Below are 13,533 nucleotides of genomic sequence, written 5' to 3'. Positions count from 1 at the left end.
AGTTTAGTTTTACAATGAAATTCAATACGAATACGGGGCTTATTTAAAACGGCCGATTAGGGCGAATATTAGTGTTAAGATAATGCTCACTATGATCGAGGTCATGATTGGAAAGTGGAAGGAGACGTTTCCTTTTTTGAAACTGATGTCCCCTGGTAATTTCCCAATAAAACCCCATAAAAGACCAACGATAATAAAGACAACTCCTATAACGATAAAGATTTTGCCAAATTCCGTCAAGTCTGTGGCACCTCCCGGTCAAAATGAGCATATGCTTTCGGTGTAACTAACCTTCCTCTTGGTGTACGTTGGATAAAGCCTTGTTGTAATAAATACGGCTCGTAGACATCTTCAATTGTCTGTGATTCTTCTCCGATTGAAGCAGCTATTGTGTCTAATCCAACAGGCCCACCCTTAAAACCATCCATCATGGCTAACAATAACTTATGGTCGATATGGTCTAATCCTTCTTGATCGACTTGAAGCATTTGTAATGCTTTTTGCGTTGTTTCAATCGAAATAGACGATTCACCTTTTACTTGAGAAATATCTCGCACTCTTTTCAACAAACGATTGGCAATTCGAGGTGTACCCCGTGATCTTCTAGCGACCTCCAGGGCTGCTGTTTTATCAATTTCCACTTGAAAAATATCTGCCGTTCTCTCAACAATCGCACACAAATCTACAACTTCATAAAACTCTAATCGACTTAATACACCAAAACGATCTCGTAATGGAGCAGACAATAATCCTGCTCTTGTAGTCGCACCAACTAATGTAAACGGTGGAAGATCTAATTGAACAGAGCGAGCACTAGGCCCTTGTCCGATTACAATATCAAGGCAAAAATCCTCCATTGCTGGGTAGAGAATCTCTTCCACAGCTCTAGGTAAACGATGAATCTCGTCGATGAAAAGCACATCACCGACTTCCAATGAAGATAAAATAGCTGCTAAATCACCCGATCGTTCAATAGCAGGTCCTGACGTTTGTTTAAACTGAACCCCCATTTCATTGGCGATAATTTGTGCCATTGTTGTCTTCCCAAGTCCTGGTGGACCATATAATAGGACGTGATCCAATGCTTCATTACGCATTTTGGCTGCTTCAATAAAGATTGACAAGTTTTCTTTAGCTTTATGTTGCCCAATATACTGTTTTAATAATTGTGGACGGAGACTGAGCTCTTCAGATATGTCTTCTTCAAGTGTCTCTTGTGATATGATCCGCTCTTCCATCTTGAAGCTCCTTTCTCTCTTACTTCATTAATAAAGATAATCCTTTTCTGATGTATGTATCTGCTGTATCACTTTGTTCTTTAGCTAAAGCTGGTTTAATCTGATTGATTTCTCTGTCAGAATATCCTAGTGCTCTTAAAGCCTCGACAGCTTCTAATAATGCTTGGTTATCTTTCGCTGTACTCTTATTCTCTATGAATAAATTATCTTCAGGATAGTCAAAAGGTAATTTCCCTTTTAGATCTAATATCATTTGACGTGCTGTTTTCTTTCCTACCCCTGGAAAACTGGTTAAAAACTTTTCATCTTCTTGTTCAATCGCTACAACAAAATCTTGTACAGATGTGGTGGCTAGTACTGCCAGTGCACCTTTTGGTCCAATTCCAGAAACGTTTAATATTTTGGAAAAAAGTGATTTTTCATCCTGGTTTTGAAATCCGTATAATATTTGTGCATCTTCTCTTACGTAATGATAGGTATATATTTTTTGTTTTTGACCTACGTCTGCTTGAAAACGAAATGGATTAGGACATATCACCTCGTAACCTAGCCCATTGACATCTAATATAACAGCTTGATCAGTAATTTCTGATACTTCTCCTTGTATGTATGCAATCATATCATGTTCTCCTCTTTGAACCAATTCTATTGTCGCCTACAATCATACGTTCGTATTCATGATAGCTTATTCTTTATCGTTAATCAAGGTAGTGTGAGACAAAAAGAATGAAATCATCTCTTCTTTTATGATACAGTATTACAATGAAAAAAGAAAAAGGATGGGCTTTTATGACAAGGACAAGACAGCTGAGATTTTTGAAAGCGTTAACTTTTCTTAATATGAGTAACAAAGGACTTATACTACCATTTTTACCTTTATTTTTAAGTTTTAGAGGATTTTCACCTATTGAGATTGGAACGATATTAGGGATAGCGCCAATGGTAAGTATTATTGCGCAACCTTTTTTTGGATTCATTAGTGATAAATATAAAACAATTAAAGGGTTATTACTATTTTTATATTTTGCTGTGATCGCTGTAAGCTTTAGTATCTTTTTTAGCACATCTTATATTGTTGTTTTTATCTCTTTTCTATTATTTCATTTTGTGATGTCACCTGCTGGACCTTTACTTGACAGTATGGCAATCAAAAGCTTAGGTACTAAAAATCGCGGAGAGTATGGCAAAATCCGCTTATGGGGATCTATTGGTTTTGCGTTGACTGCAGTTGCTTCAGGTCCTGTTCTAGCGTTAATCGGCATCGAGAACATTTATATTGTCTTTTGGGTGCTAATTCTATTATTAATATCATTGACTCTATTTTTAAAAGATAATAACCATTCAGCAGATCCGGTCTCCTTAACAGGAGTAAAAGAAGTATTGAGCAATAAAAACTTCATGCTATTTCTATTTCTCTGCTTTTTAGTTATGATTCCTCACCGAATGAACGATACAATGCTTGTACTACATTTAGAAAATTTAGGAGCAACAACTTTCTTGATTGGTGCGGCTTGGGGACTTGCAGCATTTAGTGAAGTCCCTGTCTTTTATTTCTTAACGCAAAAAATAATGCAATTTCATCATTTGTTTTTATTAAGTATTGTAGCTTTGTTATTTACGTTGCGGTGGCTACTGTACGGATTCATTGAATCTGCTGAATGGATTGTCCTTTTACAAATATCTCAAGGGCTTACCTTTGGATTATTCTGGTTAGTGGCATTACAAACAGCAGTCAGCTTTGTACCTAATCGATTAAGAAGTACGGGACAAGCATTGTTAATGTCCACTTGCTTTGGTTTAGGTGGTGCAGTTGGCGGTACAACAGGTGGTACTATTTTTGACAATTTCGGCTCTCAAACGATGTATCAAATAATGGCCGCTATGACTTTTATTGCCATGATAGGTATATTTATTATCTATAAAAGAACAAAAGTTGAACGATGACTTCTCATCGTTCAACTATTTACTGCTTCCGCATTTTGATAAGATCGAAACGTTTCTAACACTTTCGTATAATCGTGTTTACTGTCAATTTTAATACCTTCTTTAAGCTTTTCAAAAAGATGTGATTCTAACTCTTCTGTGTCAATTTGGTAAAAGGATTGAACTGCTGCTTCTTGCAGTGGAACGCCTTCAAAAATGGTCAACTTTCCATCCTTGATGCCAAAGTAGCCATTTGCTTTCAAATAAGGGGAAATATCATCCACTTCTTTTCGAAAACGCATAAAACCTTCTTTTTGCTCCATCACTTGCCAGTCTTCATACTCAGACCAAAAATCCTCCATTGATGCTATGGTTTCTTCCAAATGTTCCCGTTCAACTTTCCCATCTATATAATGCGTTTCTAAAGTAAGTTCAATCGTTAATGGATTTTGAGCAACTACAGGTACTTCTTCTACTTCCGCCTTTTTATTTTCTTCTGTATTCATAAGAGCTTGAACCCCGATAACCCCTATGATTATCACAACTATGCCGTTTAATACTAACCACAACTTTCCCATTAGGACCCCTCCATTCGAGTTATGTTACTAATTAGGGTGTCCAGTTTTAGGAAATATATCCATGTTGTCAATATCAAAATTACTACTTTTCCTAATCAGTTATTGAGCAGTATCTTCCTTATACGAAAGAAAATCCAAATGATTTCGATGTCAACTCGAATAATCATCTGGATTTTACTAAGTTATAAAATTCTTTTGTTCTTGCTCCGTTAACTACTTAAAAAGCATAGGATATTATAATTGTGCCATAATTTCATCTTCAGCATCCATATTATGATGTACTTCCTGTACATCTTCCATGTCTTCTAACATATTGACTAGCTTGATCATTTTGTTTCCGGCACTTTCATCTACAGCTGATAATGTTTGCGGAATCATCGTGATTTCTGCTGTTTCTAGTGTGAAGCCACTTTCTTCAAGGGCACCTTTTACGTCTTGATAATCCTCTGGGTCTGTATATATCTCATAGGCTCCTTCAGTGGTTTCCATTTCTTCTGCTCCAGCTTCAATTACTTCTAACATCATGGTGTCTTCATCTGCATCCGTTTTATCCTGATCAATTACGATATACCCTTTACGATCAAACATAAAAGCAACACAGCCATTTTCACCTAAATTGCCTCCATTTTTGCTAAAGGCATGACGCAGTTCAGATGCTGTACGATTTTTATTATCGGTTAAAACCTCTACCATGACAGCTGTTCCGCCAGGTCCATACCCTTCATAGGTTAATTCTTCAAAGTTCGCTCCGTCCAAGTCACCTGTTGCCTTTTTAATCGCTCTATCAATATTATCGTTTGGCATATTATCTGACTTTGCTTTATCTACAGCCAAACGAAGGCCAGGATTCATATCCGGATCACCGCCACCTTGTTTTGCTGCAATATAAATGTCTTTTGCATGTTTCATAAATATTTTACCACGTTTTGCATCTTGTGCATTTTTTCGTCTCTGGATATTTTTCCATTTAGAATGCCCTGCCATGCTTTCTCACCTCTCTGAATCTATCTTTTAATTATTTCTATCCTTACTTTATCATAACAACTGACAATTTAAAATCAACGTGCTATTCATACTCTTGATTTTAAATTATATCTTCAGAAAAGTGAGAATATCAAAAACATTATGTTCGCAGATTACTTTACTGACCTATTTACTTTTGTTACAACATCTTTAAGCTTGTCTATTCATTCAGCCCTTTTCCAGACGAATCGTATCTCTGTATAATTTAATATATTTCACTAAATTAATCGCTAGTACTTTTCCTACTGCATATAGAGGTACTGCTATCACCATACCTATAAATCCAGCTAGTGGCATTGCGATCACCAGTAATAATATAATCGTCAGGGGATGAACTTTCAGACGAGATCCCAGCACGGTAGGTGCCACTAAATTCCCTTCCAGCTGTTGCACTACGATTAAAATAATTAATACATAAATTGCCATTACAGGATCTTGCATTAACGCCACAATCAAGGCAGGAATTACCCCAATAATAGGTCCGAAAAATGGAACGACAGCAGTCACCATCACAAAAATCCCGAGAAGAAGTGCATACGGTATTCCGATAATGAGATAGCCTAGGTACATCAGTACCCCATCAACAAACGCCACGGTTACTTGACCGATAATATAAGCAGCAATCGTTTTATCTACTTTCGACAACAGTGATTTTGCCTCCTGTTTCTTCTCATCTTTTAAAAATTTGGTGGCAAACAGCTTAAACTTATTTCCATCCTTCAAAAAGAAGAAAACTAATATAGGAACTATAATCATAAGAGTAGCAGCCCCCATGACCGTCGTAAAAATTTCAGTGAAGTGCTCGCCCATCCGCTGTGTTAAATTACTAAAATACTTGGTTATTTCATGTTCAATTGAATTCGGCGAAAGCAGTCCCATATCCTTTTTCTCCACTTCCATTTTCGCTTTATCAGCCATTTCTCTTAGCTTACTCGGTAAATGGGAAAAGTCCTCTACTTCCTTCCTTATCGTAGATGCTAAAAAATATCCCGCACCGTACAAGATGCCACCCACCGAGATAAATGTAATGACAATCGCCACGACGTTTGGTACATGTAACTTATCAGAAATGAACTCCACAACTGGTCGTAGTATGTAAAATAAGAATCCAGCGATTAAAATCGGATAAAATAAAGTTTTAAATATCGTCAAAAAAGGATCAAACATATTCATCAATTTCATAAAAAAGATAGTAATTAATAAAAGAATTAACGCCGTAATATACTTAAAATAAGAACCCTTCCACCACATTCCAATCAGCTCCCTACTTTCATTCATTCACTTATTGCAAGTTTTTCAAACTATATTTTCAATAAAAAAACTTATTACATATCTAATCTCTAGTATGTAAATTCATTTTCAGCTGAAAATAAGACAGAAATCAGTATGAAAGAGATAAGTTATTTTTGTATAGTATGTTCTAATTTTTATCAACGCTTTTTCAATGTAGCTATTTTGAAATATAGTGACTATTAGTCCATCGCTTCGGCTGTCCACTTCCCTTTCCAAGGCGTTTTCCCTTCAGCTAACTTTTTCGAGCATAAACCGCTCATAAAAGTGGATCTTCAGGTAAAACTGATGCCATAGGAGTGGAAGCGGACGGCCTACGCTATCTAGTGATTCTACATCCTTTGTGACAGCTAACTTGTCGAGGTTTATAAACAATATGAAATAAATGTAACGATATCACTACTTACACCCGTTGTATCGCTTTATTTAGCGAAGTGGGCAAGCTGTAGCGGGTGTTAAACCTATTATCCATTTCTGGATTACTACTACAAGGACAAAGTGGTTTTCCCGATTTTTCTTATTGAAGAATCCCTTCATATATCCTTTTTTTACTCATAAAAAAAGACGATTCTATTAAAGAATCGTCTTTAATCTTTATTCTTCTCTGTTTCCACCGCAACCACAATCGTCATTCATTGATTGACCTGGACCATAAGGTTGGTAAGGCATCTGCTGTGGTGCTTGCATACCATATGGCATCGGCATTAAAGGATAATTAGGCATTCCTGGTTGTGGAATCATTGGCTCCCCAGGCATTTGTTGTGGCTGCTGTTGCATATTTTGTTGATTCTGCATTTGTTGTGGCATCATTTGCTGCATTGGTTGTTGTGCCATATTTGGCATTCCTTGATTTTGTGGCATTTGTGAAGGTCCCCATGGCATTTGTTGACCATATTGACCTTGTGGCTGATTCATAGTTGGCATTTGACCTTGATTCCAACCGTGCATTGGTTGTTGTTGTGCCCCCATTACTTGAGGCTGTGATCCATCTGGGAAAGGATATGGCTGCATTTGCCCCATGGGACCAGGTCCACTGTTGCCAAATCCGTATGGAATACCATCTTTTGAATAACAAGGCGCTTGCATTGGCATTTGATGGTGTGAAGGCATCGGCATTTGTTGCGGTTGTGGCATAGGTTGGTATTGAGGTTTCATTTGTTCTTGCACCCCTGCCACATCATTTTCATCCTCCATCATTTGCATCGGATGAATATTTGTTTCAAAATTATTGGTCAGTTGGGTCCATTTTAAATCTTGAGATGTTTGCGTTGGAGCTGGCTGAGGTGGTGCTGGTTGTTGCTTATTAAAATGAATTGGCAATGCTGGCATCTCCTTTTTAAGTGGTTCCCATTTCTTGTCTTCGTCTTCTTCAATAGAAGGTAAAATTTGGTTTGGTGGTTTTACTTCCTTTTTCTCTTTTTTGGCAGTAGGACTTGGTGTTGGTGCAACTTGCTGTTTTTTATTTCCTGGTGCTGGTTGTTGTTTACTGTCTGAAGCAGTAGGGATTTTGATTTTCATTCCCGGCATGATCATTTCAGGATTTGAAATTTGGGGGTTAGCCGCGATCACATTCTCTAAACTCACACCATATTTTTGCGCAATTTTCCATAATGTCTCATCTTTTTGCACAATATGAATTTTCAAAATAATTTCTCCTTTCTATATGTTAAGTATGGAACTGCATTTGTCTCGGTCTAATCCATCTTCTTTATCAACATATGCAATACGCCTAAAAAGTTGAATAAAAAAAGAAGGATAACTGTAATTATCTTGATATCCTTCTTCACTCATTATGATTGAGATAACATTCTATTTAATGCCAGCTTTGCATTTGTAGCAATATTGTTCTCAACTTTTATTTGATTCGTTGATTTATTTTGTTGCACTTCTTCTAGTGACCAAAGTAAATGAGGCAAATCAATACGATTCATCGTTAGACACGGACACATAAAAGGATTTAAGGAAATAATACGTTTATCCGGATGTTCTTTAATAATTCGGTTAACTAAATTCATTTCAGTACCAATCGCCCACTCACTTCCTGCCGGTGCATTCTTAATCGTTTCAATAATATACTTCGTTGACCCTGATTGATCCGATTGTTGAACCACTTCATATGTACACTCAGGATGAACGATAATGTTCATATTTGGATGGTTTTCACGAACTTGTTTGATATTGTTAACAGTAAAGTTCTCGTGTACGGAGCAATGTCCTTTCCATAATATAATTCGAACATCCTCTCTGTTTCCTTCATATTCTAATTGCTTGGCAATTGGATCCCAGACTGCCATTTGTTCGAGAGGAACTCCCAATTCTACGGCTGTATTTCGACCTAAATGCTGATCAGGTAAAAATAATAATCGTTGCTTTTGTTCAAATGCCCACTTGACCATTTTTTTAGCATTAGATGAAGTAACGGTTGCACCACCGTGTACACCTACAAAAGCTTTAATCGCTGCTGTTGAATTCACATAAGTAAGTGGCAGTATGGTGTCACCAAAATATCCCGTTAATGTTTCCCATGCCTCTTCGGTTTGCTGATCATCCGCCATATCTGCCATCGAACATCCCGCTCGCATATCTGGTAGAATGACCTTTTGTTGATCATTGGTTAAAACATCTGCTGTTTCTGCCATAAAATGGACCCCACAAAAAACAATGTATTTCGCACTTTGCTGGGCAGACACTTGAGCTAATTGTAATGAATCCCCTCTGGCATCAGCAAATTGGATGACTTCATCTTTTTGATAATGATGCCCTGGTATAAATAATGAATGACCCATTTGGCGTTTAATGGTTGCAATTCGTTCTTTCATTTCATTTTCATCCATTTGTTGATACTTATTTGGTAATTGTTGATGTGTTGTAAATAATGACGCTATACTCATTTCGTTCCCTCCGTAAGGTTAAAACTAATATCTAAGCCTGGGGCCGAATGTGTTAAAAAACCTAGCGAAATCATATCGATCCGTGTTTCTTTATATTGATGGATATTCTCTACTGTAATGTTACCTGAAGCTTCTGTGAGAATATGAGTTGGCACCTGATCCATAAGGCGATTAATTTGATCTGGCGACATATTATCGAACATGATTACATCCACACCGGCATTGATTGCTTCTTCTAACTGCTGTTCCTGTTCAATTTCGACTTCAATTTTCACCATATGACCAGACACTTCTCTTACTTTCTTTACAGCTGCTTCAATGGAACCGACAGCAGCGATATGATTATCCTTCAACATAATGGCATCATCTAAACCAAATCGATGATTGAAGCCACCACCACAACGAACGGCATATTTTTCAATCATTCGTAAGCCTGGTGTAGTCTTTCGAGTATCGACTACCCTAATTCTGTCGTTATCTAGAGCTTTCACTGCTCTATTTGTCATTGTTGCTATTCCACTCATACGCTGAATTACATTTAAAATAACTCTTTCTGATGTCAATAAGTGGTGATACATACCGGTTACTTCTGCAATTACGTCTCCTTTCTGCACAATATCCCCATCTCTTTTATACAGGTTTACCTTAATGTGAGGATCGTACAGTGAATAAGCTTCTTGTAAAATTTTTTCTCCTGCAAATACACCATTTTGTTTTGCGGTGAATGTCCCCTTCCCCACTTGATAGTGGTCGTGAAACAGTGCCTCACAGGTTTTATCCCCGCTACCTATATCTTCATTAAAGAAAGCTGTTAAACGTTGCTTTAATGCAAGATGGTTCATACTACGACACCTCTTTTTAATTGATGATAAATTCTTTTTTCTCGCCAGGATACTACACTATCTGGATAATCTATGCGATAATGTGCACCTCTGCTTTCTGTCCTGCTTTCGGCTGCATTGGTAACTAAATTTGCGACCAGCAGCATGTGCTGCAATTCAATTTGCTTCTTTGATAAAGAAATATTGTAAAGAGGTTGATCTTTGATGATTGTATATTGACCTAACCAATCTGACATTTTTCTTAGAGTATTAGATTTTCGATTAATGCCAACAAAAGCAGTCATCCTTTTTCTAAGATCAGCTTTTTCTGGAAGAGCGAAACTGCTTATAGCTGCTCGATGTGTAACTGGAGCTGTTGTACTAGATGTGAGCGGTTTTTGATTACGTATAAGTTCCGCTAACCTTGTAGCAAAAACTATACCTTCTAATAAGGAATTACTGGCAAGACGGTTTGCGCCATGAACATAATTACAAGCGACTTCACCTACCGCATACAGTCTGGGAATACTGGTCTCCCCGTGTTCATTCGTTTCCACTCCCCCCATTGTGAAATGGGCACCTGGTTGAATCGGAATAGTACCTTTTTTCCAATCTATGTTATACCTTTCACATATTGATGTAATAAAAGGAAATCTTTGAGGAAAATTTTTTACTTTAGATATATCCAAAAATATCTCTTTACCCTTTGAAATTTCAGCTGTAACGATTCTTGAGATGACATCCCTCGGTGCTAAGTCTTTTTGAGGATGTTGATCCTTCATTATTGCTCGCCCTTCACGATCTATCAGGATCGCTCCCTCCCCTCGTACTGCTTCTGAAATGAGAATATTTTGCTTTTCAGGAACAGAAAGCATGGTCGGGTGAAACTGAACAAATTCCAGGTCACTAATTGCAGCACCTGCCCTATAGGCAATCGAGATCCCATCTCCTGTCGTTGTTTCGTCATTGGATGTCGTATCATAAATAGCTCCATATCCACCCGTAGCAAGCACAACATGATCTGCTGGATGAAATACATACTGTTCCTTGTTATCGATTGTTATGATACCGGTACAGTGGCCATTTTCAATGACGCAATCAACAGCTAATTGATTTTCGATAATATGTATTTTATTTTGCAAAATCCGCTGATAGTATTGGATTACATACTTACCTGTCTGATCACCGCCTGCATGAATAATTCTTCGCTTACTATGTGCCCCTTCTTTTCCCAGTAATAATTGACCACTAACGTCTTTATCAGCTGGAAATCCTTGGCGAAGCAAAGTTTTTAAAATCGATTGCCCTTCTTTTACCATCAACTCAGTTAGTGCTTTGTCATTATGATACACACCTGCTTTTAATGTATCTTCTAAATGTATACGCCAATGATCGTTGGAAGCAATAGCCGCTGCAACCCCTCCCTGCGCACGAAAAGAATTACTATTTTTCCATTTTTTCTTCGTAATCATGGTGACGTCAAATTGACTGTACAATTGATTTGCCAATGCGTGTGCTGCGATTCCTGCTCCAATAATAACCACTTTTTGTTGCAAATTCTTCCACCTCAGTTTACAGTTGTCTTTACAGTTATCTTTACATATAATATGTAATATGACAAGCATTTTTTCCACGGAAGGAAGATTACATGGTTTATTGTGATTATGCAGCAACAACTCCAATGTCTGATATTGCCTTAGAAGTTTATCAAGATGTTGCTAAAAACTTTTTTGGGAATGCAAGTAGTTTGCATGATACAGGCGGGAAAGCGATGGATATATTAGATCAAGCACGAGCAATACTAGCAGATATCTTTCATACTCAACCAAGACAGATAGTTTTTACCAGTGGTGGCACAGAAAGTAACCTACTAGCAGTTGATAGCTTACTTCGTGCATCCCCTATTAAAGAAAAAAAGCATATTATTACTTCAGAAGCAGAACATAGTTCTCTCTACTATTATTTTCAGGAATTATCAAAATCTGAAGATATTGAAGTGACCTTTCTTCCACTTGGCGTGGATGGACAAATTGATATTGAGGAGTTGTTACAAACTGTTCAGCCTCATACAAGCTTAGTTTCCATCCAGCATGTTAGTGGTGAAACAGGAGTCATACAACCAATTGCAGACATAGGAAAGAAATTAAAAGAGCAAGATATCTATTTTCATAGTGACGCAATCCAATCGTTTGGTAAGATAGATTTAGAACCCATTTTACCTCATGTTGATTGTTTAACGATCTCAAGCCACAAGATATTTGGTCCAAAAGGTGTGGGAGCTATTTATTTTCATCCACAAGTCACTCTCTTGCCACATCCTGTCATCACGAATCATGAACATGGATTGAGACCTGGAACCGTAGATGTGCCAGCTATTGCTTCCTTTTCAGCATCTGCTCTCCAGCAAAAGCAACAGATCAGTCATAATAAAAAACACTTAACCTATATTAGAGAGCTTTTTTGTGAAAAATTAAAGAATCTAGAAGTGCCTTTACGACCTATCACTAGTCCTGCACAATGTCCAAGTATTGTCGGTTGTATCGCAGACTTTGTGCAAGGAGACTATGTCATGCTAGAATATAATCGTAATGGTATTGACATTTCAACAGGCAGCGCATGTAGTATTGGATACACTAATATACCAAGATCGATTTCGCCTTTTATCTCTGATAGAGAAGAAGGTAATCGTTACATACGTTTTTCCTTTAGCCATCTAACAACAGAACAGGATATATCACAAATTGTAGAAATATCAAACAGAATTTTTGTTCGAATGAAGGAGGAAAGAACTAATTATGAGAAAAAAATTAACTGGTAAGGAGCGACGTGAAAGCCTTGTTACCTGGTTAAATGACAGCTCTATCCCTTTAACCGGAACAGACCTCGCCGAAAAAGCGAATGTAAGTCGACAGGTCATTGTCCAGGACATATCCTTATTAAAAGCTCAGAATCACCCGATTATTGCCACTAGCAATGGATATCTTTATATGAAAACTGATGGTGCTAATGAGGACTATCGTCGTGTTATTGCGTGCAAACATGATCGAAATGAAACGAAAGAAGAGTTGTACACAATTGTTGACTTTGGTGCAACCGTTGAGAACGTAGTGATTGAGCATCCAATTTATGGGGACTTGAAGGCCTCTCTTATGATAAGTAGCCGCGCAGATGTTGATCAGTTTGTAAATAAAATAGAGGATAAAAATGCACCTTACTTACTAGAACTTACTAATGGCGTCCATAATCATACCATTGTTGCCAGCGAAGAACGCAAACTCGATCAAGCCTGTGAAGCATTAAAAGAAAAAGGCTTTGTAGTAGAATGAGAAAAACCGGGAAAGCCCACCCGGTCTTATTAGTAGTGATATTGAAATGGATAATAGATTTAAAACCCGCTTCGGCTTGCCCACTTCGCTTTCCAAGGGGCGTGTCTTCAGCTAACTTTTGTAAAGAAGTTCACTTTACAAAAGTGGATCTTCAGATCACGCTGATCCCTTAGGAGTCGAAGTGGACGCCTACGCTACATAATGCGTTACAATAGATGTTAATAGTGATATGAAGACTTTTACTTCACTTTTTGTTAAACTTCGACAAGTTAGTTGTCACATCCCTTGTAGAACTACTCTATAGCGTAGGCCGTCCGCTTCCACTCCTGTGGCATCTGTTTTCCCTGAAGATCCACTTTTTTGAGCGGTTTGTGCTCGAAAAAGTTAGCTGAAGGGAAAACGCCGCTGCATAGAAAACACTACGAAAGCTTGCTTGAGTAGAT

Annotated in this window: 13 protein-coding genes; 3 read left to right on the top strand and 10 right to left on the bottom strand. The window is 37.6% G+C overall.

Going from position 1 to position 13,533, the window contains the following annotated elements:
• Positions 1–39 precede the first annotated feature (39 nt).
• Genes BUC25_RS09075 through ruvA form a run of 3 tightly spaced genes read right to left on the bottom strand, consistent with a single transcriptional unit; the run spans position 40 to position 1,857 of the window.
• Positions 40–240, bottom strand: coding sequence for a DUF2905 domain-containing protein (locus tag BUC25_RS09075; RefSeq protein WP_073201555.1), 201 nt, complete (start codon positions 238–240; stop codon positions 40–42).
• Positions 237–1,238, bottom strand: coding sequence for a Holliday junction branch migration DNA helicase RuvB (gene ruvB / locus BUC25_RS09070; protein ID WP_073201554.1), 1,002 nt, complete (start codon positions 1,236–1,238; stop codon positions 237–239). Before ruvB ends, BUC25_RS09075 begins: the two co-directional genes overlap by 4 nt.
• A 19-nt stretch (positions 1,239–1,257) precedes the next feature.
• Positions 1,258–1,857, bottom strand: coding sequence for a Holliday junction branch migration protein RuvA (ruvA, locus tag BUC25_RS09065; RefSeq protein ID WP_073201553.1), 600 nt, complete (start codon positions 1,855–1,857; stop codon positions 1,258–1,260).
• A 170-nt stretch (positions 1,858–2,027) separates the two neighbouring features.
• Here ruvA and BUC25_RS09060 point away from each other — a divergent pair, with 170 nt between their 5' ends.
• Positions 2,028–3,182 carry an MFS transporter gene (locus BUC25_RS09060; RefSeq protein ID WP_073201552.1) on the top strand — a complete coding sequence of 385 codons (1,155 nt, stop codon included), beginning with the start codon at positions 2,028–2,030 and terminating at the stop codon, positions 3,180–3,182.
• Between the two features lie 11 nt (positions 3,183–3,193).
• Here the strand turns inward: BUC25_RS09060 and BUC25_RS09055 are convergent, their stop codons facing one another.
• The 7 genes from BUC25_RS09055 to nadB all read right to left on the bottom strand — a co-directional run bounded on the left by BUC25_RS09055 (position 3,194) and on the right by nadB (position 11,320).
• Positions 3,194–3,739: a BofC C-terminal domain-containing protein gene (locus BUC25_RS09055; protein WP_073201551.1), complete on the bottom strand. Its 546-nt coding sequence runs from the start codon at positions 3,737–3,739 to the stop codon at positions 3,194–3,196.
• 234 nt (positions 3,740–3,973) lie between these two features.
• Positions 3,974–4,723: a YebC/PmpR family DNA-binding transcriptional regulator gene (locus tag BUC25_RS09050; protein ID WP_073201550.1), complete on the bottom strand. Its 750-nt coding sequence runs from the start codon at positions 4,721–4,723 to the stop codon at positions 3,974–3,976.
• 207 nt (positions 4,724–4,930) lie between these two features.
• Entirely contained in the window at positions 4,931–6,013 is a 1,083-nt protein-coding gene (locus tag BUC25_RS09045; RefSeq protein ID WP_073201549.1) for an AI-2E family transporter, read from the bottom strand.
• A gap of 633 nt (positions 6,014–6,646) precedes the next feature.
• On the bottom strand, positions 6,647–7,696 hold the full coding sequence (gene safA / locus BUC25_RS09040; protein ID WP_073201548.1) for a SafA/ExsA family spore coat assembly protein: 1,050 nt from the start codon (positions 7,694–7,696) through the stop codon (positions 6,647–6,649).
• A gap of 146 nt (positions 7,697–7,842) precedes the next feature.
• Positions 7,843–8,943 carry a quinolinate synthase NadA gene (gene nadA, locus BUC25_RS09035; RefSeq protein WP_073201547.1) on the bottom strand — a complete coding sequence of 367 codons (1,101 nt, stop codon included), beginning with the start codon at positions 8,941–8,943 and terminating at the stop codon, positions 7,843–7,845.
• The gene (gene nadC, locus BUC25_RS09030; protein WP_073201546.1) at positions 8,940–9,785 is read right to left on the bottom strand and encodes a carboxylating nicotinate-nucleotide diphosphorylase; all 846 of its coding nucleotides are present in this window, start codon (positions 9,783–9,785) and stop codon (positions 8,940–8,942) included. Before nadC ends, nadA begins: the two co-directional genes overlap by 4 nt.
• Positions 9,782–11,320, bottom strand: a complete 1,539-nt coding sequence (gene nadB, locus BUC25_RS09025) for an L-aspartate oxidase (protein ID WP_170862669.1) — start codon at positions 11,318–11,320, stop codon at positions 9,782–9,784. Before nadB ends, nadC begins: the two co-directional genes overlap by 4 nt.
• A gap of 92 nt (positions 11,321–11,412) precedes the next feature.
• Between nadB and BUC25_RS09020 the strand changes: the two genes are divergently transcribed.
• Positions 11,413–12,582 (top strand): IscS subfamily cysteine desulfurase, encoded by a 1,170-nt coding sequence (locus BUC25_RS09020; protein ID WP_073201545.1) that lies wholly within the window; start codon positions 11,413–11,415, stop codon positions 12,580–12,582.
• The gene (locus tag BUC25_RS09015) at positions 12,560–13,090 is read left to right on the top strand and encodes a transcription repressor NadR (RefSeq protein ID WP_073201544.1); all 531 of its coding nucleotides are present in this window, start codon (positions 12,560–12,562) and stop codon (positions 13,088–13,090) included. Before BUC25_RS09020 ends, BUC25_RS09015 begins: the two co-directional genes overlap by 23 nt.
• Positions 13,091–13,533: the final 443 nt, after the last annotated feature.

Origin of the sequence: Gracilibacillus kekensis, assembly GCF_900143085.1 — a bacterium.
Classification (GTDB): domain Bacteria; phylum Bacillota; class Bacilli; order Bacillales; family Amphibacillaceae; genus Gracilibacillus; species Gracilibacillus kekensis.
This window is presented reverse-complemented; position numbering and strand designations above follow the sequence as displayed.